Source organism: Flavobacterium sp. 9, assembly GCF_002754195.1.
Lineage (GTDB): Bacteria > Bacteroidota > Bacteroidia > Flavobacteriales > Flavobacteriaceae > Flavobacterium.
Map to the genome: position 1 here is coordinate 3,194,041 of NZ_PEEU01000001.1, position 20,869 is coordinate 3,214,909.

Genomic DNA, 20,869 nt, shown 5'->3' on the forward strand with positions numbered 1-20,869 from the left:
CATTATTTGTAAAAATTCAAGCCTCTATTTTTATTAAGTGTTTTTTATACACTTATAAATTATTTATAATTATATTTGTCATTATTATTAAATGAATTTCGAATGAAAAATTACGTTATAGGATTGGACTACGGAACAGATTCAGTTCGAGCGATGCTAATAGATACTGAAAATGGGCAAGAGTTGGCATCAAATGTTTCTCATTATAAAAGATGGAAAAACAAGCAATATTGTGATGCGTCGATAAATCAATTTCGTCAACATCCATTAGATCATATCGAAGGTTTAGAGATTACGATTCAGACAGTTATAAAAGAAAGTAAAGTTGATGCTTCGTTAATAAAAGGAATCTGTATTGATACAACCGGATCTTCTCCGGTTCCTGTTACGAAAGACGGAATTCCGTTAGCATTGACAAAAGGTTTTGAAGAAAACCCAAATGCGATGATGGTGCTTTGGAAAGATCATACTTCGATAAATGAAGCAAACGAAATAAACGAATTGGCGGTAAGCTGGGGCGGAGAAAATGTAACTAAATATGTAGGCGGAATTTATTCATCAGAATGGTTTTGGGCAAAAATCCTGCACATTGCCAGAGAAGATGAAGCGGTTCGAAATGCTGCACACACCTGGATGGAGCATTGCGATTTAATGACGTATTTATTGATAGAAGATAAAGATTTAAAAACTTTCAAAAGAAGCCGTTGTGCTGCGGGACATAAAGCAATGTGGCACGAAGACTGGAACGGATTACCCCCAGTTGAATTCTTAGAAAAATTGCATCCTTATTTAGCACAACTTCGCGGTAATCTTTATGATGAAACTTATACATCAGATTTAGTTGCAGGAAATTTAAGCAAAGAATGGGCAGATCGTTTAGGGCTTTCGACAGAAACAGTTGTAGCTGTTGGAACTTTCGATGCACATTCTGGAGCTGTTGGAGCTAAGATTGGAGAGAATACTTTAGTTCGCGTTATGGGAACTTCAACCTGCGATATTTTGGTAGGTTCAAAAGAAGAAGTAGGAACTAAAACCGTTCGCGGAATTTGTGGACAAGTTGATGGTTCTGTGATTCCGGGTTATATTGGATTAGAAGCCGGACAATCTGCTTTTGGAGATTTATTGGCTTGGTACAAAGAATTATTGCTTTGGCCAACAGATCTTTTATTGACGACTTCGACGGTTTTAAATGAAACTCAAAAAGAACAATTAAGAGAAGAATTCAGCGATAAACTAATTGTAGAATTAACAAAGGAAGCGGAGAAAATCCCAGTTTCAGATAGTCTTCCAATTGCTTTAGACTGGATCAACGGACGTAGAACTCCGGATGCTAATCAGGAATTAAAAAGCGCGATTTCAAATCTTTCTTTAGGAACAAAAGCGCCACATATTTTCAAAGCTTTGGTAAATGCTATTTGTTTTGGAGCGAAGAAAATCGTGGATCGTTTTGAAGAGGAAGGTGTGAAAATAGACAGCGTAATCGGGATTGGTGGCGTTGCTCGTAAATCTCCTTTTATTATGCAGACTTTGGCAAATGTTTTAAACAAGCCAATTAAAATTGCAGCTTCAGACCAAACTCCTGCTTTAGGAGCGGCGATTTATGCAGCAGTTGCAGCAGGAATTTATCCAAACGTAATTGAAGCAAGTCAAAAAATAGGAAGTGATTTTGATGGAGAATATTTCCCTCAATTAGACAAAGTTGCAGCTTATCACAAACTGCTTTTGGCATACGATCAATTAAGCGCTTACGAAGATCCAACTATTAAAATTTCGCAACATGAGTTCTCTTTATAAAGATTTAAAACAGGAATGTTACGAAGCCAATATGCAGTTAAATGCATTGAATTTGGTTGTATATACTTTCGGAAATGTGAGTGCTGTTGACAGAGAAAATGGTGTTTTTGCCATTAAACCAAGTGGCGTTCCTTACGAAGATTTAAAACCCGAAGATATTGTGATTGTCGATTTTGATAATAATATTATTGAAGGTTCTATGCGTCCGTCATCAGACACAAAAACGCATGCTTATTTATATAAAAACTGGCCAAATATTGGAGGCGTTGCACATACACACGCCACTTATTCGGTTGCTTGGGCACAATCACAACGCGATATTCCCATTTTTGGAACCACGCATGCAGATCATTTAACAGCTGATATTCCGTGTGCGCCACCGATGGCAGATGCGCTTATAGAAGGAAACTACGAACACAATACCGGAATTCAGATTTTGGATTGTTTCAAAGAAAAAAATCTTTCTTACGAAGAAGTAGAAATGGTTTTGATTGGAAATCACGGTCCATTTGCATGGGGAAAAAACGCTGCAAAAGCAGTTTATAATAGTAAAGTTCTTGAAGTTGTAGCTGAAATGGCGTATCTGACTTTACAAATAAATCCAAATGCACCAAGATTAAAAGATTCCCTAATAAAGAAACATTACAATCGTAAACACGGAAAAGATTCGTATTACGGACAGTAAGATAAAAGAAAATAGAGCAAAGAAGAAAGATTTTCGACGTTTTCGAAACGTTAAACGAAAAGAACAAAGGATAAATAACAAAGATTTTCCGCATTTCAAACTTGAAACTTGAAACAAAGAAAACTTGAAACAAAATAAAAAACAATGATTGACATTTCTCAAAAAGAAGTTTGGTTTGTAGTAGGAAGCCAGGAATTATACGGACCGGAAACTTTAAAATTAGTGGCGGAACATGCTGCAATTATGGCAAAAGGTTTAGATGCTTCATCGCAGATTCCGGTAAAAATAGTTTGCAAAGACACTTTAAAATCGCCTAAGCAAATTTTAGATTTATGTTTAGAGGCAAATTCTGCTAAAAACTGTATCGGACTTATCGCTTGGATGCACACTTTTTCACCAGCAAAAATGTGGATCGGTGGATTGAGTATTCTAAAGAAACCATTATGCCATTTGCATACACAATATAATGCTGAAATTCCGTGGGGAACTATCGACATGGATTTCATGAACCTGAATCAATCGGCGCACGGAGATCGTGAGTTTGGTTTTATCATGTCAAGAATGCGTAAAAAACGTAAAGTTGTGGTTGGACATTGGGAAGATCCTCGTGTTTTGAACAAACTTGGCGTTTGGACAAGAGTAGCTTTAGGTTGGGATGAACTTCAGAACTTAAAAGTAGCTCGTATTGGAGACAATATGCGTGAAGTTGCCGTTACAGAGGGTGATAAAGTTGAGGCTCAGATTCGTTTTGGAATGTCGGTTAATGGATATGATTCTTCGGATGTTACTAAACATATTGAGAAAGTTACGGAGCAACAATTAAATGATTTATTAGCCGTTTATGAATCTTCTTATTCTTTGACCGATGCTTTAAAAGAAGGCGGAGCACAAAGAAGTTCATTGGTTGAAGCAGCAAAAATAGAATTAGGTTTAAGAGCTTTCCTTGAAGAAGGAGGTTTTGGAGCTTTTACAGATACATTTGAAAACCTTGGAGTTTGGAAGCAACTTCCGGGAATTGCAACACAAAGATTAATGGCCGATGGTTATGGTTTTGGTGGAGAAGGTGACTGGAAAACCGCTGCAATGGTTCGTGCATTAAAAGTAATGAATGTTGGTCTTGAAGGAGGAACGTCTTTCATGGAAGATTATACATATCATTTTACACCTCAAAAATCGTATGTTTTAGGATCTCACATGTTGGAAATTTGTCCATCGATTGCAGATGCAAAACCTTCTTGCGAAGTGCATCCGTTAGGAATTGGAGGAAAAGAAGATCCTGCACGTTTGGTATTTAATTCGCCTGCGGGAGCTGCAATCAATGTGTCATTAATTGATATGGGAAATCGTTTCCGTTTGATTGTAAATGAAGTTGAAGCGGTTAAACCAATGGCAGATTTACCAAAATTACCGGTTGCAAGAGTTCTATGGGATTGTAAACCAAATCTTGATATCGCAGCAACGGCTTGGATTCTTGCCGGAGGAGCGCATCACACGGTTTACAGCCAAGCTATTACAACAGAATATATGGAAGATTTTGCAGATATTGCAGGAATCGAATTATTGGTTATTGACGAAAAAACTACTGTAAGAGACTTTAAAGATAAGATCAATGCAAACGAAGCTTATTATCATTTGTTTCAACATGGGATTTAAATAAAGGTACAAAGGTTCAAAGAGGCAAAGGTTCAGAGGTTTCAAAATTTTGTCCCTTTTAAATTTTTCATATCTTTCATTTCACTTTTTACAATACTTAAAAATAATATTTATGAATGTATTAAAACGTTGCGTTTTTGGAATTGGATTAATGAGTTTGGCAGCAATTTCTGTTCAATGCAAAAGCGATAAAAAAATGGATGCTACAACAGTTTCTTCAGATGAAAAAGCTACAGTTACAATCGAAAAATCTTCTTATGGAACAACTTCAAAGGGAGAAAAAGTAGACAGTTATAAGCTGAAAAATCAAAATGGGATGGAGGTTGATATCATCACTTTTGGTGGAAGAATTACCGATTTGAAAGTGCCAAATAAAGAAGGTGTTTCTGAAAATGTAGTTATCGGATTTAATTCTTTGGAGCAATATGAAAAAGAAAATCCATTTTTTGGAGCTTTAATCGGAAGATATGGAAACAGAATCGCGAAAGGTAAATTCTCTTTAGACGGAAAAGAATATCAATTAGCTATCAATAATGCACCAAATGCTTTGCACGGAGGTCCGCAAGGTTTTTTTAACGTTGTTTGGAAAGCTGATGAGGTTAAATCCGGAAATACAGCGACTTTAAAATTATCATATTTAAGTAAAGATTTAGAAGAAGGTTATCCTGGAAATCTTCAGGTTTTTGTAACATATACTTTGACAAATGATAATCAATTGGAAGTTTTGTATGAAGCAACAACAGACAAGAAAACGATTGTAAATCTAACGCAACATTCTTATTTCAATTTGTCAGGAGATTTTTCTAAAACAATCTTAGATCATGAATTGACTTTGAATGCTGATAAATTAGTTCCGGTTGATGCAACTTTAATTCCAACAGGAAAATTGGAAGATGTTGCTAATACACCTTTCGATTTCAGAACTCCAAAACTAATTGGAAAAGACATCGAAGTTAAAAACGAACAATTAGAAAGAGGAAAAGGTTACGATCATTGTTGGGTATTGAACAATCCTGAAAAAGGAAAAACAATTATTGCAAAAGTATATCACGCAGCGAGTGGAAGGGTTATGGAAATGACAACTGACGAACCTGGAATTCAGTTTTACTCAGGGAATTTCCTTGATGGAACTTTGCCAACGCGTGACGGTAAAAAATATGGACACAGAACGGGACTTTGTTTAGAAACTGAACATTATCCGGATTCTCCAAATCAGAAAAACTTCCCGACAACGGTTTTAAATCCGGGAGAAAAATATAAGACTAAAACTGTTTTTAAATTCTCAGTAAAAAAATAGTTTTGGAATTTGTTTAGTAAATTAGTAATTCTCTAAGAAACCTCGAAAGGAGTACTTTCGAGGTTTTTTTATATTTTGAGGAAATCGGTATTATTTTTACAATTGTTTTGTGTTTATTACAATAGAATTTATTAAATGCAGTTTTAATTATTAAATTGTCCTACCAAGAATTTTTGTATAATAGAATTTAGATAGTTCTTCGGCTCTAATTTTAATTGAATCTTCTTTCCAATCATCGTTTGATTTAGTAAAGTCATTAATCCATTTATAAGAAGATTTTAAATATATTTCCTTTTTGTCTTCATATGATTTGTCTCCAGCTTCATTATTTAACCTTGCTTCTAGAAGTATTAGGTTTCCAATATTTAAAGACGTAAAGCCATCTTTTTCAGATTTTATGTGTTCTATCGTTCCAATATCTGAAAAAACATCACTGTTTTCAAAATGAGAGTTTATCTTACCAATAATATATTTTGATTTAATATTATTTGGATGATCTTTTTTTGAAAATGTCAGTTCAACAAAATTTTTCGAAAATTGTAAATAATCTGGTAATAGATTATTTAACGGTTCTATTAGATTTTCTTCAATTATTTTTGATGTGTCAGTTTTATTGGTTGCTGAATTTAAACTTATTGCAAATTTTGAATAAGTATTTTCAAACCTGCTTGCTCTTCCTGAAAAAATTGAATTATAAGCAAAATGAAAGTTTTCTAGGAATATAATAGTGCTCTTAAATTTTGCAGTAGTTATTAGATCGTTATCTTTTGCCTTAAATAGAGAAAGCAAGGCAATTCTAACTTGAACTATGTTGAAATAATTCATTAAGACATTTAAACTTTGAACGAGCCAAAAATATTCTTTCCTATTTCCATAGTCTTCACGCCTTGGATTTAAAATTTTTATATAAATTTCTGAATCTCTTTCTACTTCCTTTAAAAAATTTTTATATCTATCTTTTGTTTTTGGTTTTATTTCTTTTTGGAAATCATCATAAAGTTTAGATCCGGATGTTTTTTTATAATTACTAATCCAAAAATGCCTATAAAATGTAGCAAACCCAATAGTCTCGTGTCTAGAAATTAAATTTTGTTTGATCTCATTCCATTTTACTTCAGCGAAGTCAGCTGACCCATTTTCATCTACAATTTCAAATATCTTATTTTTTATTAAATCTACATGCGAAAGCTTTTTGCCTTTTGCATTTAATATTTCAAAAATCATATTAGCATTTTCTTTATCGAATGTGGATATTGAAATGAAAGTAGTGTTTAAAATTTGGTCACGAATAGTTTTTAATATATCTATGTAAGATAGGTCATCTACATCTTTGCTTCCTAGTTTCTTTTTTAGGTGAACTCTTAATTTTTTTTCTTCAAGGTTTTCGTATAAATAATCAAAAGATTCTTTTATGCATTCTTCTTCTTCAGTTGATGTGTTTTGGATATCGTTTTTTTCACGATCTTGAATATAAAAAGAGAAATATGGATAATGTGTTTTGCTTTCTAAAACTCGGACTTCATTCCCATCATCATCTTCCGTCATTATATATTTGAATATTTGAGTGCTTAATTTTTCTTCGCCTAATCGTTTAAAACGATCCGATAAGGCAGAAAATAAGATGGTGATTGTTGTAATTCTTTGTTGTCCGTCTACAACTAATATTGATTTTGAATTCTCAGAATTCTCAGAATAATCCCCAATAAATAGCATTGTGCCTAAAAAATAACTAGAAGATTCTAACACTCCTTCATTTATTATTAAACAACTAATCATATCATCAAGTAATTCTTGATAGTTCTTTTTGTCCCAAGAGTATTCCCTTTGAAACCTTGGAATAGAGAATTGCTTTCCTGAACTTAATAATTCTTTGATAGTTTTGTCAATAGACTTAATATTCATGTTTATCAATTAATGATTTGTTATTGTTTTTTTGAAGTGTACTGTAAAAATGTCCCTTAATTCTAAAAGTGGAGTGCGTTTGCGACTAAATTAAGTCTTATTATCGGATTAGCCAAATCATCAAAAAATAAAAGTACATTTGATTAAACGAATTGTTCAAATCCATTGTAATAACAGGACCATTGCTAAAAACGAACAATTAGAAAGAGGAAAAGGTTACGATTATTGTTGGGTATTGAACAATCCTGAAAAAGGAAAAACAATTATTGCAAAAGTATATCACGCAGCGAGTGGAAGGGTTATGGAAATGACAACTGACGAACCTGGAATTCAGTTTTACTCAGGAAATTTCCTTGACGGAACTTTACCAACGCGCGACGGTAAAAAATATGGACACAGAACGGGACTTTGTTTAGAAACAGAGCATTATCCGGATTCTCCAAATCAGAAAAACTTCCCGACAACGGTTTTAAATCCGGGAGAAAAATATAAGACTAAAACTGTTTTTAAATTCTCAGTAAAAAAATAGTTTTGGAATTTGTTTAGTAAATTAGTAATTCTCTAAGAAACCTCGAAAGGAGTACTTTCGAGGTTTTTTTTGTAATTATTAAAAGGCATTACGATTTGTAGGGATTTTGTTAATTTATTCTATTCTTTCTTATATTTGAGAGATAACTATTATAAAAACTATTTGCAAATGAAAAAACCAATTAAAGCATTACTTCTGTTATTAACATCTTCAATATTTGGAATCGCAAATGCTCAGGTTCAGATGAATTTTAAATTTGACACGCCTTATGGTAAAAATACCGCTGTTGGAAAATTTGCTGAAATCAATGGAGCTAAAATCTATTATGAAGAATATGGAAAAGGGGAACCGTTGTTATTAATTCACGGAAATGGAGGAAGTATTGAATCAATGGGAAATCAGATCGATTATTTTAAAAGTAAATATAGAGTTATTGTTGCTGATAGTAGAGGGCAAGGTAAATCAGAGTTGAAAACAGATTCTTTGACATACGTTCAGATTACAAAAGATACAGAAGAATTAGTTAATAGGTTAAAACTAGATTCGATAAGTATTATTGGATGGAGTGATGGGGGAATTGTTGGTTTGCAAATGGGGATTTCAGGGAAGTCAAAAATAAAGAAAATTGTAGCGATGGGAGCAAATTTAAGACCCGATTCTACAGCTATTTATTCATGGGCTACAAAAGATGTTCAGAACTTGAAAAAAATGATTGTTTCAAAAATTAAAGAAAAAGATACTAGCGAGAATTGGAATCTAATGAAACAACTTGCTGGACTTTTGATATATCAACCTACTATTGCAGCAAAAGATTTATCAAAAATTAAAGCAAAAGTTCTTATAATAGCTGGAGATAGAGACGTAATTAGAAATGAACATTCGGTAGAAATTTTTGAAAACATACCTAAGGCTCAGTTGTGTATTATGCCTGGAGAAACTCATTTTGCACCGGCTTCAAGTCCGGAAGTATTTAATGCATTAGCAAATAAGTTTTTATCAGAACCGTTTAAGAGACCAGATTCGGATTGGACTAAATGGGGTAAGTAAAAGCAGACTCAAAGTTTTATTAGTTTAGTAATTCTATAAAAAACCTCGAAAGTGATCCTTTTGAGGTTTTTTATGGAGTTAAGAATGAAATTAAAGTAAACTTTGCGACTCTGCGTCTTTTCGAGATTAAAGAATTACAACTTATAAAATCTTAACTTCGCAATAGAAAACGAAAGCAAATGAACCATCTATTCAAAGCAGAACTAAACTGGACTTCAACCAAAAAGCAAGAAGAAACAACTTCAAGGTTTTATAGCAAAAGTCATCAAATTAAAATTGAAGGAAAACCTGTTTTAGCTGTTTCTGCAGCAAAAGCATTCAAAGGCGATCCGGAATTATACAATCCCGAAGATTTGTTGTTGAGCAGTTTGGTTTCGTGCCATATGATGTCCTATCTATATGTATGTTCTCAAAACGGAATAGAAGTTCTGGAATATTCAGACAATGCCGAAGCAACACTTGAAGTTTCGCCCAACGGAAGCGGACGTTTTACAGAAGTCAGATTAAATCCGAAAGTAAAGATTTCAAATTCTGATAAAATTAATTTAGCTTTAGAATTGCACACAAAAGCAAATCAATTATGCTTTATTGCTAACTCTTGTAATTTTCCCGTTTTGCATAATGCGAGTTGTGAGGTTGTTATGGAGTAAATTTTCCTCTAAATCAAGTTTTGATGTTTTATAATTTAAATTATTAATGTAAAACTGTAAAATAAATAATTATTGTTTCTTTGTCTGACTTTCTTTATTTTGTAAGAAAAAGCAAGATTGAAAAATCTTTTGACTTTTTAATATTATAAGAAAGAATAATTAAAAAATGAATAAATCCTAAATGAATAATTTAACTCCTTTATTTGCTCTTATTGTATTTATAATTGCGTTTTCAACAGCTTATATAATTAATTTAAAATACAAAGTAAATAATTTGTGTTCACGATATGAAACGGTTGATGGTCTTAGAGGATTTCTTGCAATTAGTGTATTTATTTCTCACGCAAGTTTATGGTATCAATATATTCAGGAGAATCAGTGGGCTACTAAATCTTATTTATATTCACAATTGGGCTCAACAAGCGTTGCTTTTTTTTTCATGATTTCAAGTTTTTTATTTATTTCAAAATTGTTAAATTCAAAAGAAAAAGGATTTGATTGGAGGTCATTCTTCGTTTCAAGATTTTTTAGATTAGCCCCAATGTATTATTTTTCTCTTACTATAATTGTGATAATTGTAATGATTATTAGTGATTGGAAATTGAAAACGGGACTGTTTCAGTTTTTACATGAGATGTTTTTGTTGGGGACTTTTACAGTTATCCGTGACACCAGTATTAATAATTTTGGCTTAACTTATTTGATTAACGCTGGAGTAGTTTGGTCGCTTCCTTTTGAATGGTTATTTTATTTTAGTCTGCCTTTAATCTCACTGATAATTTTAAAGAAGAAACCACCAGTTTTTTATTTGGTAATAAGTCTTCTTTTTGTCATTGGATATTTTTATGTAAACGTTATCCGCATTCCTTTTCTTCTTTCTTTTGTAGGAGGAGCTATAGCTGCACTTGTTGTAAAAAAGAAACTTCTTGAAAATAAAAACAGTACGCTTTTAAGTATTTTAATTTTAGTTTGTTTGGCTTTAATACCTCAATTTGAAAACTCCAATAATATATATTGTAAGCTTTTAATAACAATTGTTTTTGTTTTAATAGCATCTGGAAATACACTATTTGGAATTTTGAATAGCTCAACATTAAAATTGTTGGGTGAGATTTCTTATAGCACATATCTAATTCATGGGATTATTCTTTTTCTTGTTTTTTATTTTGGATTTGGGCTTGAGAAAGCAAAAAAACTCTTGACATCAGAATATTGTGAAGTTGTTTTTTTAATTACACCAATTATTGTAATTTTTAGTTTTCTGTGTTATAAAGGTGTTGAAAAACCTTTTATGGAAATTTCAAAAAAATACAATAACAAGTAACATCTAAGGTCTGGTATTCTTAAAAGAACCGATGTCATTTGTATAATAAGTTTAAATTTTAATCACAAAACCGCCATTAGGTTTTATTTTTACGGTCATTTTTTTGGCTTTTATATTGAGTAAATCTATATGCAAGTTCTAAGGTTAAAACTTCCTTTTCAGATAAGGCGTTCCATCACCATCTTCACAATAATTTTTGAGACTTAAAAGAAACATTGCCCAATTGTAATTGCACCATTGGTAGAATTCGGTCAGTTCACGCCAATCAAAATGTTTGAGAACAATCGCCGTCACGCCATCTTTTTCGGTTAAGTCAAAGGAAATTTTCGTTCCAATCCATTCCGGATCAGATTCTATACATTCCCAAAGTATTCTTTTATTAGGAGATAATTCTGTTATTTTCATTTTTGTGAGATCATTATCTCCGAAATTAAACTCATTGATAAAACCCAATTCTGACTTAACAACTAGTTTCTCTGTCCAAAAAGCGCCAAGACCTTCTTGTGTTGTTAGTGCTGTAAAAACAGCTTCAATAGGTGATTTGATATAATTAATGTGCTCTATTTTTTCCATTTTTATTGATGATTATAATTTAAAGTTATAAAGTTAACAAACTTTAAGTAGCTCTAAAATAGGTGATAAAGACGAAAAAACAATAAAATTAGTTTTATTGAAGTAGTATAAAACCAAAAAAACCTCTTCCGTTAAGAAGAGGTTTTTGTACCCGGAGCCGGAGTCGAACCGGCACGGTTTCCCACAGGTGTTTGAGACCAGCGCGTCTACCAATTCCGCCATCCGGGCTTAGCAGACGAAAAAATAATCAAATAAATCAATTATTTTAACGCAATAGAATAAGTTAATTATGATGTCATAACTGTGCTTATTCCTTTAACACGGTGCAAATGTAAAAAATAAAATTAAAAATTCTAATAAAAATACTTAATTTTTTCCTTTCAGTGTCCAATAAATTTTCTAAATTTGCACCTCGTTAAAACGAAGCACACACAACTAACTACAAAACAACAAATTATAATGTCGCACCTAGAACCAGAAGCTAAAATTTTTGCTTGTTCACAAAGTGTTTATCTTGCAGAAAAAATTGCAGAACAATACGGAATTCCGTTAGGGAAAGTAACGATGTCAACGTATAGCGATGGAGAATTTCAGCCATCTTACGAAGAATCAATAAGAGGATTACGCGTTTTTATCGTGTGCTCAACTTTTCCAACTGCCGATAATTTGATGGAATTGTTATTAATGATTGATGCAGCAAAACGTGCATCAGCAAGACACATTACAGCTGTTATGCCTTATTTTGGTTGGGCAAGACAAGATAGAAAAGACAAACCAAGAGTACCGATTGGAGCAAAATTAGTAGCTAATTTATTAGATGCTGCAGGAGCAACAAGAGTAATGACAATGGATTTGCATGCAGATCAAATTCAAGGGTTTTTCGAAAAACCAGTAGATCATTTATTTGCATCTACAATCTTTTTACCATACGTAGAAAGTTTAAAATTAGAGAATCTAACAATTGCATCTCCGGATATGGGAGGTTCAAAAAGAGCATATGCTTACTCTAAGTTTTTGGAATCAGATGTAGTAATCTGTTACAAACAAAGAAAAGCAGCCAACGTTATCGATACTATGGAGCTAATTGGTGAAGTAAAAGGTCGTAACGTAATATTAGTAGACGACATGATCGATACTGGTGGTACATTAGCGAAAGCAGCAGATTTGATGATCGAAAAAGGAGCATTAAGCGTTAGAGCAATTTGTACACACGCCATTTTATCTGGTAATGCCTACGAAAAAATTGAAAACTCAAAATTAAGTGAGTTAATAGTTACCGATTCTATTCCGTTAAAGAGAGAATCAAAGAAAATAAAAGTCGTGAGTTGTGCACCTCTTTTTGCTGAAGTTATGCACATGGTGCACCACAACAATTCCATTAGTGGAAAATTTATTATGTAAAAAGTAATACGCTTCAGGCTTTAAGTCTTAAGCTATTCATTTTACAAAAAAGCCTAAAGCCTGGCGCCTGAAGCTTATAGCAAATTAGAATATTTATTAATAACTATATTTTTTTTACAATGAAATCGATTACAATTAAAGGATCAGAAAGAGAAAGCGTGGGCAAAGTGTCAACTAAAGCCTTACGTAATGCTGGAGCGGTTCCTTGCGTGTTATACGGAGGAAATCAGGCAGTACACTTCTCAGCAGACGCTGCAGCGTTCAAAAACTTGGTTTACACTCCAAACGCACACACAGTTGTGATTGAGCTTGGAAAAGGAAAATCATTCAATGCAATTTTGCAAGACATTCAAGTACACCCAGTATCTGACAAAATTTTACACATTGACTTCTTTCAATTATTTGATGACAAAGAAATCACTATGGAAGTTCCAGTAAAAATCGTTGGTACATCTAAAGGTGTTCTTGCAGGAGGTGTTTTACGTTTAAACACACGTAAATTAAAAGTTAAAGCTTTACCTAAAGATCTTCCTGATTTTGTTGAAGCTGACATTACTCCACTTGAAATGGGTAACAAATTATATGTTACTAAAGTTGGAAAACCAGAGTACAAAGTTATGCACCCAGAGAACACAGTTGTTGCTCAGGTAAGAATCTCTCGTGCTGCTATGAAAGCTGCTCAAGAGGCTGCAAAAGCTGCAAAAGCTCCTGCAAAAGGAAAGAAAAAATAATTTTTTTCACAATCAATAAAAAAAGCCTCAATCTTACGATTGGGGCTTTTTTTTTTGAGGTTCTGAGGCGCTGAGGTACTAAGGTTCTAAGTTTTTTTCTGTTTTTCAGGAGCAGAAACTTTCTGACTTTTCAAGACCAGACGTTCCTGCCATTCACTATATCTTTTCATCCGCAAAAAAGCGGATAAAAAGGATACCGCTTCTGTCAGGGCTAGCCAGAAGTTTGTTTTTTATAAGTTTCTAAGATACTAAGTTACTGAGATGCTAAGAGAAAAAGTCTTCAATTTCATTTAGTCTGGTAAAAACGAAAAAAAATAATCCGCATAAATCCATTTAAATCCGCGTCATCCGCGTGCCATTATTTGCAGTTAAAGCCACGCACAAACCAAATTATCTAATTATCTAATTGCCACATTATCTAATTAATCATACTTTTGCCTCATGATAAAATGGATAACAAAACTGTTTTCATCAACACAAAAAGAAGAGAACATAGATAATATGAAGAAATATTTAATCGTAGGACTAGGTAATATTGGTGCCGAATACGTAAATACAAGACATAATATAGGATTCAAAGTCCTGGATTTTTTAGCTAGAAAAGAAGGACTTTCATTCGAAACCGTAAAATTGGGTGCTTTGGCAGAATATAAATTTAAAGGAAGAAGTTTTTTTCTTTTAAAACCAAACACTTACATGAATTTAAGCGGTAAAGCTGTAAAATACTGGATGGACAAAGAAAACATTCCGTTAGAGAATGTTTTAGTTATTACAGACGATTTAAACCTATCATTCGGTACTATTCGTATCAAGCCAAAAGGTAGCGACGGAGGTCATAACGGACTTAAAAATATCAATTTGGTTTTAAATACGCAGCAATACACTCGTTTTAGATTTGGTATAAGCGATCAGTTCAAAAAAGGGCAACAAGTAGATTACGTTTTAGGGGATTGGGACGAAGAAGAAAAAGCAAAATTACCGGAACGTTTAGAAGTCGCTTCAGAAATTATTAAATCTTTTGGAACGGCAGGATTAGAAAATACAATGACAACCTTTAATGGAAAATAAAGATTTACAGCTATTTAAGTTTTAAAAAATCAAATTATCAGTTAATTAAATCGAATTATAACGAAATAGTATTTTCTATTCCAAAGTTAAATGTCTAAATTTGGATTAAATTATTATAAATCCTAAAATCATAATATCATGGCTTTTGAATTACCACAATTACCTTATGCATATGATGCACTAGAACCACATATTGATGCGCGTACAATGGAAATCCATTACACAAAACACCATAATGCATATACTACAAATCTAAACGCAGCAATCGCTGGAACAGATTTAGAAGGAAAAACAATCGAAAACATCTTAATCAACTTAGATAAATCAAACGCAGCAGTTCGTAACAATGGTGGAGGTTTCTACAACCACAATTTATTCTGGACTGTAATGTCTCCAAACGGTGGTGGATTACCAACAGGTGATTTATTAGCTGCAATCGAAGCTTCTTTTGGAACTTTTGACGAGTTTAAAGCAAAATTTGCTAAAGCTGGAGCAACACAATTTGGTTCAGGATGGGCTTGGTTAACAGTACAAAAAGGAGGTAAATTAGAAGTTGTAGGTACTCCAAATCAAGACAATCCATTAATGCCGGAAGTTGCTGGTAACGGTGGAACTCCAATCTTAGGAATGGATGTTTGGGAACATGCTTACTATTTAAACTACCAAAACAGAAGACCTGATTATATTGAAGCTTTTTTCAGTGTAATTAACTGGACTGAAGTAGCTAGAAGATTTGCTTTAGATAAATAGTCTAGATAATAGAATAAAGAGTAAAGAAAAAAGACGAATGGCCTTGCGGTTATTCGTCTTTTTTTTGTTTCTATGTTTTTTTAGAGTCTATTTTCTATATTCTCAGTTCTATCCTCTTTCTCCAGTAATCTTTCTTCTATAATCTTTACTCTTTTCTCTGCTTAATAAAAATAAAAAAGGCGGAATCTCTTCCACCTTTTTTGCCCCAAATCTACCATAAACTTAACCTACTAATGTTATGGTTCAGTAAATGTATGACAGGTATTTGTATGAAAAAAACTTTTTAGATGAATGGTAAATATATCCGATGAAAGGAATGTATTTTCTTATTAATGGGTATAATTTCTTGTGGTAGAAATACTTGACTTTATTCCAATAAAAAAGGTGGAATTGCTTCCACCCTTTTTGCCCCAAATCTACCATAAACTTAACCTACTAATGTTATGGTATTTCAAAAGTATTGTAGCTTTTCATTTTTACCAAACAAACAGGATGAACGGCAAAAAAAACCGATGAAATGCACAAATTAACCTTTTGTTAATATATTTTTAATACGCTCTAGCGTCTTTTCCTTCATAAAAATTCATGAAAGCTCTGTTTACAACACGATTTCCTCCAGGAGTTGGATAGTCACCTGTAAAGTACCAATCACCAAGATTTTTCGGACATGCAACATGTAAATCTTCTACTTTTTGGAAAATGATTTTTACTTCGGCATTAATTTCCGGAGAGCTTAACATTTCAGCAATTTTAGCTGAAATTTCTTCTGGAGTAAATTGATCGTAAATTGCAGTAACATAATTCACAACATCACTATCGATATAGTTTTCTTGTGCTTTACATTTTGCATAAACTTCATCTACTATATGATATAAGTTTCTTTCTTTTAATAAAGCCAAAGCTGCTCTAAAAGCAACAAGACCTTCAAGTTTTGCCATATCAATTCCGTAGCAATCAGGATAACGAATTTGTGGAGCCGATGAAACGATTACGATACGTTTAGGTTTTAAACGATCCATCATTTTTATGATACTCATTTTTAGCGTTGTGCCACGAACAATACTGTCATCAATAATCACAAGATTGTCAGTTGGTTTGATTACTCCGTAAGTAACATCGTAAACGTGAGCTACTAAATCGTCGCGGCTACTATCCTCTGTAATAAAAGTTCTAAGTTTAGCATCTTTAATAGCAACTTTCTCCGTACGGATTTTTACAGCTAATAATTCCTGTAAAGTTTCGGCAGTAAGTGTGTTTCTGTTAGCTAAAATATAATTGTTTTTTCTCTGATTCAAAAAATCCTGAGCAGCTTCAACTAAACCATAGAATGAAGTTTCTGCAGTATTCGGGATATAAGAGAAAACAGTATTATCAGTATCGCTGTCAATTGATTCAAGAACAGCAGGTAAAATTAATTTACCTAAGTTTTTACGTTCCTGATAGATTTCAGCATCACTTCCTCTAGAGAAATAAATTCTTTCGAAAGAACATGCTTTTTTAACTGTTGGTTCTAAGATTTGTTCCATAGAAACTTTTCCGCTTTTCTTGATAATCAAAGCGTTTCCAGGTTCGATTTCCTGAACACTTTCAAAAGGTACATTAAATACAGTTTGAATAACAGGTCTTTCTGAAGCTACAACGACAACTTCGTCATCTTGGTAAAAGTAAGCTGGACGAATTCCTGCAGGATCTCTAAAAACGAAAGCATCACCGTGACCAAGTAAACCAGCCATTGCATAACCTCCGTCTAAGTTTTTAGCAGAACGAGTTAATATTTTTGCAATATCCAATCGGTCAGCAATTACCGGAGAAGCTTCTCTTTTAGAATAACCTTCGGCTTTACAATCTTGGTAAAGTTGCATTACTTCTTTGTCTAAGAAGTGACCAATTTTTTCCATAACTGTAACAGTATCTGCCATTTCTTTTGGATGTTGTCCAAGTTCAACCAGATTTTCGAAAAGTTCTTTAACATTAGTCATATTAAAGTTACCCGCCAAAATAAGGTTACGGTGCATCCAGTTACTTTGACGTAAAAATGGGTGTACACTTTCGATGCTGTTTTTTCCGAAAGTTCCGTAACGAACGTGTCCTAAAAATAATTCACCAACATATGGAATTTCTGATTTTATTTTTTGAACATCATCAGCAATCTCAGGTTTTGAAGCCAATTCTTCACTAATTCGCTCATTGATTTGTTTAAAAACGTCTTGTATAGGCTGTGCATGATTCGAACGAACTCTGCTTATGTAGCGTTGTCCTGGCTCAACATCAAGTTTAATGCTTGCAAAACCGGCACCATCCTGACCACGGTTGTGTTGCTTTTCCATCATTAGATACATTTTTTGTATCCCGTAAAAAGCAGTTCCGTATTTTTCTTTGTAATATTCAAGCGGTTTAAGAAGTCTAACTAAGGCTATACCACATTCGTGTTTTAAAGCGTCGCTCATTGTGTTTTGTATTTTGTGTTGTTGTAAGTTGTGTGTATTAACGTAATAAAAAAGCCCCGTTATTAGCGAGGCTTTCGGGCATTATATTTCTATGTCAAACTGAGTTAACGACTTAAATTGTTGTAATCGAATCGCTACTTCTGCTTTGCTTAATGTTTCCATCCTTTCGGTTCCAAATTTCTCCACACAAAATGAAGCTAAATTAGATCCGTAGATAATTGCGTTTTTCATGTTACCAAACGAAATGTTTTCGCTTTGTGCAATGAATCCTGAAAAACCACCTGCAAAAGTGTCTCCTGCTCCTGTTGGATCAAAAACATCTTCTAATGGTAAAGCAGGTGCAAAGAAAACTTCTCTATTGTGGAATAAAAGCGCTCCATGTTCTCCTTTTTTGATCACCACATATTTTGGTCCCAATTCCTGGATTTTGTTTGCTGCTTTTACTAATGAATATTCTCCTGAAAGTTGTCTTGCTTCTTCGTCATTGATTGTAATAACGTCTACACGTTTAATAACGTCCAATAATTCAGGAAGAGCGCAATCCATCCAAAAGTTCATAGTGTCTAAAACTACTAATTTTGGTTTTTTCTCCATTTGATCCAAAACACTGCTTTGTACTAACGGATGTAAGTTTCCTAACATCACAACATCAGCATCTTTATAGTTTTGAGGAACTTTTGGTTGAAAATCAGCCAAAACGTTTAATTCAGTTACAAGAGTGTCTCTAGAATTTAAATCGTTGTGGTATAAACCGCTCCAGAAAAAGGTTTTTCCTCCTTTTACAATTTCGATACCAGAGATATCAATATTTCTTGAAGTTAAAAGATCTAAATGTTCTTGTGGAAAATCGTCGCCAACTACAGAAACGATGGCCGATTGTAAGTTAAAAAACGATGCTGATAAACCAATGTATGTCGCAGCACCACCTAATATTTTATCTGTTTTTCCGAAAGGAGTTTCAATCGCGTCGAAAGCAACCGTTCCAACAATCAATAATTTATTCATTTTATGAATTTCGAATTAGGGTGCAAAGATACTTCATAAGTTACAATATTGCAACGGTTTAGGTTCTCAAAATTTTCATAAAAAAAGAATATCGATTTCGGGGCTAAAACTATTGTAAATGAATGATTTGGATTTGATTGTTCAGAGTGCTTAAAATATGTTTTTTGGATTTAAAATACAATAATTATTTTTGAAAAAAGTGCTGAAGATTTTAGTTAGATTTGTTTTAATCTCAAAATCTGATCATGAAGAAAATCCTTACCTTATTATTATTGTTTTCTTTTTTGATTTCCTGTGAAAGAAAAGAACCAAACTTTTCTAAAGAAATGATTGAGAAGTTAGCTGATTTTGGTAATAGGGAAGATGGAATTGTAGTGCCTTCTCCTTATTCATTTTTAGATTTATACATTCGATTAAATGAAAGTGAAATTTTTATTACGAATCAGGAATATTTATATCATTCTTATAAGCGCTATTACTCAGCGAAATATAAATCTTTTAAAGAATTTTTAGAAACTGTTTTGAATAAAGATTATGTATTTGATAAATCGAATCCAAAAATAATGCTTGCAAAATTTTTTAAATTAAATCAAAAAGTAGAAAAGGAATATACTCAATTAGGATTCGAAAAATTTCTAAAAAAATATTCTCAACCATCACATAAAAAAGGAGAATTTGAACTTAAAAAAGCAATTATAGAATCTGATGAATATTCTACAATAAGTTATTTATTGTATTTAAACCAATATGATATTAGTTTTGATGATATACATGTTAGGTATTCTATAGTTAAAAGAGAAGATTCTTTTAAATAATTCTACAACTGATACTTCTTGTCAAAATAGTTTTTCAAAACACCAATCTGAATCAAAATCATAAACGGAACTATTAACAGCGCATACATGATATTCTTAGAAAAATGAATTCCTGAAAATAGGGCAGAAGCTTTATCTGAGTATGTTTTGTCTATTCCGAAATTAGAAATACCATTATTTGAATAAATTGAATAAGCAGTTAAAGCAATTAAACTTATACCAATAAATATCCAGGTTGTTTTAGAGATTAAAGGCTTGTAAGCTTTGATTTTGCTTTTCTCAGCGACTAAAACCTGAGACATTATTTTTGAAGTAAAGTCAATAGATGGTGATTCCAAAGTGTTTTCGGACATCATTTTATCAATAAGATTTTCTATATTTTTATCGCTCTCTTTCATAACACGCTACTATTTCTGGTTCTAATTGCTTTTTCAAAATTACAGCTAATTTTTGTCGGCTCCTAAATAATTTAACCTTGACATTATTAGCATTAATACTCATGATTTTTCCGATTTCTTCTAAACTCTGATCTTCAAAATAAAATAAAGTCAGCAGGAAATTTTCTTCACTTGGCAATAAATTCAAACAATTCTGAATGGTCTGTTTTCGTTCTTTATCTTCCAGAGCACTCAAAGCATTGTCCATCGTTTTAATTAAATGTGCCGAAAAATCATCTATTGATATATTAAGGTCTTCTTTTTTATTTTTTTTCAGATTATCTAAACAGGTATTGTAAGCTATTTTATAAATCCAGGTCGAAAATTTAGAATCACCTTTAAACTTTCCCAAAGAATTGTAAACTTTGATAAAAGTATCTTGTGCAACTTCTTCGGCTTCTTCTTTGTTCTTGATCATTTTGAGTGCCAATGTATAGATCATATTTTTATAACGATCAACCAGCACGGCAAACGCATTGGTTTCTCCTTGCAAAATTTTATCGATATAATGTTGATCGCTTATTGTACTCATATTGTATAGGACGACAGTTACTCTAGTTAGGTTACAAGTATTTGAAAATAAATTTAAAATTTTTAAATTCCAATATATAATAGGTATAGATCTTTGTCAAAGTTTAACCACAAAATTGTCATTTCGACGAAGGAGAAATCTTCGCAAGTAACTCTACAATCATAATCGACAATCTTTGTCGAGCTTCTCGCGAAGATTTCTCCTTCGTCGAAATGACAAAAATGCGCAA

Annotated in this window: 19 protein-coding genes and 1 tRNA gene; 13 read left to right on the forward strand and 7 right to left on the reverse strand. The window is 32.7% G+C overall.

Going from position 1 to position 20,869, the window contains the following annotated elements; genetic code table 11:
• The first annotated feature begins 102 nt into the window (after positions 1-102).
• The 4 genes from CLU81_RS13115 (at position 103) to CLU81_RS13130 (ending at position 5,429) form a co-directional block, all read left to right on the forward strand.
• Positions 103-1,794, forward strand: a complete 1,692-nt coding sequence (locus tag CLU81_RS13115) for a ribulokinase (protein WP_099710227.1) — start codon at positions 103-105, stop codon at positions 1,792-1,794.
• A complete protein-coding gene (locus CLU81_RS13120; RefSeq protein ID WP_099710228.1) occupies positions 1,778-2,479 on the forward strand; it encodes an L-ribulose-5-phosphate 4-epimerase in 702 nt (233 codons plus the stop codon). The genes CLU81_RS13115 and CLU81_RS13120 overlap by 17 nt, the downstream gene beginning before the upstream one ends.
• Before the next feature lie 144 nt (positions 2,480-2,623).
• Positions 2,624-4,132 carry an L-arabinose isomerase gene (araA, locus tag CLU81_RS13125; protein WP_099710229.1) on the forward strand — a complete coding sequence of 503 codons (1,509 nt, stop codon included), beginning with the start codon at positions 2,624-2,626 and terminating at the stop codon, positions 4,130-4,132.
• Between the two features lie 112 nt (positions 4,133-4,244).
• A complete protein-coding gene (locus CLU81_RS13130) occupies positions 4,245-5,429 on the forward strand; it encodes an aldose epimerase family protein (RefSeq protein WP_099710230.1) in 1,185 nt (394 codons plus the stop codon).
• Between the two features lie 150 nt (positions 5,430-5,579).
• Here CLU81_RS13130 and CLU81_RS13135 read toward each other — a convergent pair whose 3' ends face one another.
• Positions 5,580-7,331, reverse strand: coding sequence for a DUF262 domain-containing protein (locus CLU81_RS13135; RefSeq protein WP_099710231.1), 1,752 nt, complete (start codon positions 7,329-7,331; stop codon positions 5,580-5,582).
• Positions 7,332-7,458: 127 nt separating this feature from the next.
• Here CLU81_RS13135 and CLU81_RS13140 point away from each other — a divergent pair, with 127 nt between their 5' ends.
• From CLU81_RS13140 to CLU81_RS13155, 4 genes are all read left to right on the forward strand, one after another.
• A complete protein-coding gene (locus CLU81_RS13140) occupies positions 7,459-7,860 on the forward strand; it encodes a hypothetical protein (RefSeq protein ID WP_255410539.1) in 402 nt (133 codons plus the stop codon).
• Positions 7,861-8,028: 168 nt separating this feature from the next.
• Positions 8,029-8,907 (forward strand): alpha/beta fold hydrolase, encoded by an 879-nt coding sequence (locus CLU81_RS13145; protein ID WP_099710232.1) that lies wholly within the window; start codon positions 8,029-8,031, stop codon positions 8,905-8,907.
• Positions 8,908-9,086: 179 nt separating this feature from the next.
• Positions 9,087-9,557, forward strand: a complete 471-nt coding sequence (locus CLU81_RS13150) for an OsmC family protein (protein WP_099710233.1) — start codon at positions 9,087-9,089, stop codon at positions 9,555-9,557.
• Positions 9,558-9,738: 181 nt separating this feature from the next.
• A complete protein-coding gene (locus tag CLU81_RS13155; protein ID WP_099710234.1) occupies positions 9,739-10,881 on the forward strand; it encodes an acyltransferase in 1,143 nt (380 codons plus the stop codon).
• A gap of 144 nt (positions 10,882-11,025) precedes the next feature.
• Here CLU81_RS13155 and CLU81_RS13160 read toward each other — a convergent pair whose 3' ends face one another.
• Together CLU81_RS13160 and CLU81_RS13165 are read right to left on the reverse strand one after the other, a co-directional pair.
• Complete coding sequence (locus CLU81_RS13160) at positions 11,026-11,454, reverse strand: SRPBCC domain-containing protein (RefSeq protein ID WP_099710235.1); 429 nt, start codon at positions 11,452-11,454, stop codon at positions 11,026-11,028.
• A 148-nt stretch (positions 11,455-11,602) separates the two neighbouring features.
• Positions 11,603-11,682: transfer RNA gene (locus CLU81_RS13165), tRNA-Leu, on the reverse strand.
• A gap of 231 nt (positions 11,683-11,913) precedes the next feature.
• Between CLU81_RS13165 and CLU81_RS13170 the strand changes: the two genes are divergently transcribed.
• The 4 genes from CLU81_RS13170 to CLU81_RS13185 all read left to right on the forward strand — a co-directional run bounded on the left by CLU81_RS13170 (position 11,914) and on the right by CLU81_RS13185 (position 15,404).
• The gene (locus CLU81_RS13170) at positions 11,914-12,855 is read left to right on the forward strand and encodes a ribose-phosphate pyrophosphokinase (RefSeq protein ID WP_099710236.1); all 942 of its coding nucleotides are present in this window, start codon (positions 11,914-11,916) and stop codon (positions 12,853-12,855) included.
• A 119-nt stretch (positions 12,856-12,974) separates the two neighbouring features.
• The gene (locus CLU81_RS13175; protein WP_099710237.1) at positions 12,975-13,586 is read left to right on the forward strand and encodes a 50S ribosomal protein L25/general stress protein Ctc; all 612 of its coding nucleotides are present in this window, start codon (positions 12,975-12,977) and stop codon (positions 13,584-13,586) included.
• A 441-nt stretch (positions 13,587-14,027) separates the two neighbouring features.
• A complete protein-coding gene (gene pth, locus CLU81_RS13180) occupies positions 14,028-14,654 on the forward strand; it encodes an aminoacyl-tRNA hydrolase (RefSeq protein WP_099710238.1) in 627 nt (208 codons plus the stop codon).
• A gap of 138 nt (positions 14,655-14,792) precedes the next feature.
• Positions 14,793-15,404 (forward strand): superoxide dismutase, encoded by a 612-nt coding sequence (locus tag CLU81_RS13185; RefSeq protein WP_089350163.1) that lies wholly within the window; start codon positions 14,793-14,795, stop codon positions 15,402-15,404.
• 548 nt (positions 15,405-15,952) lie between these two features.
• On the opposite strand, the gene CLU81_RS13190 is transcribed toward CLU81_RS13185, so the two are convergent.
• Complete coding sequence (locus tag CLU81_RS13190; protein WP_099710239.1) at positions 15,953-17,851, reverse strand: amidophosphoribosyltransferase; 1,899 nt, start codon at positions 17,849-17,851, stop codon at positions 15,953-15,955.
• Positions 17,852-17,932: 81 nt separating this feature from the next.
• Entirely contained in the window at positions 17,933-18,856 is a 924-nt protein-coding gene (locus CLU81_RS13195) for a PfkB family carbohydrate kinase (RefSeq protein WP_055097600.1), read from the reverse strand.
• A 245-nt stretch (positions 18,857-19,101) separates the two neighbouring features.
• On the opposite strand from CLU81_RS13195, the gene CLU81_RS13200 reads away from it, so the two are divergent.
• On the forward strand, positions 19,102-19,671 hold the full coding sequence (locus CLU81_RS13200) for a hypothetical protein (protein WP_099710240.1): 570 nt from the start codon (positions 19,102-19,104) through the stop codon (positions 19,669-19,671).
• Between the two features lie 2 nt (positions 19,672-19,673).
• Here CLU81_RS13200 and CLU81_RS13205 read toward each other — a convergent pair whose 3' ends face one another.
• Positions 19,674-20,069, reverse strand: a complete 396-nt coding sequence (locus tag CLU81_RS13205) for a hypothetical protein (protein ID WP_099710241.1) — start codon at positions 20,067-20,069, stop codon at positions 19,674-19,676.
• Positions 20,053-20,640, reverse strand: a complete 588-nt coding sequence (locus tag CLU81_RS13210; RefSeq protein WP_099710242.1) for an RNA polymerase sigma factor — start codon at positions 20,638-20,640, stop codon at positions 20,053-20,055. The genes CLU81_RS13205 and CLU81_RS13210 overlap by 17 nt, the downstream gene beginning before the upstream one ends.
• Positions 20,641-20,869: the final 229 nt, after the last annotated feature.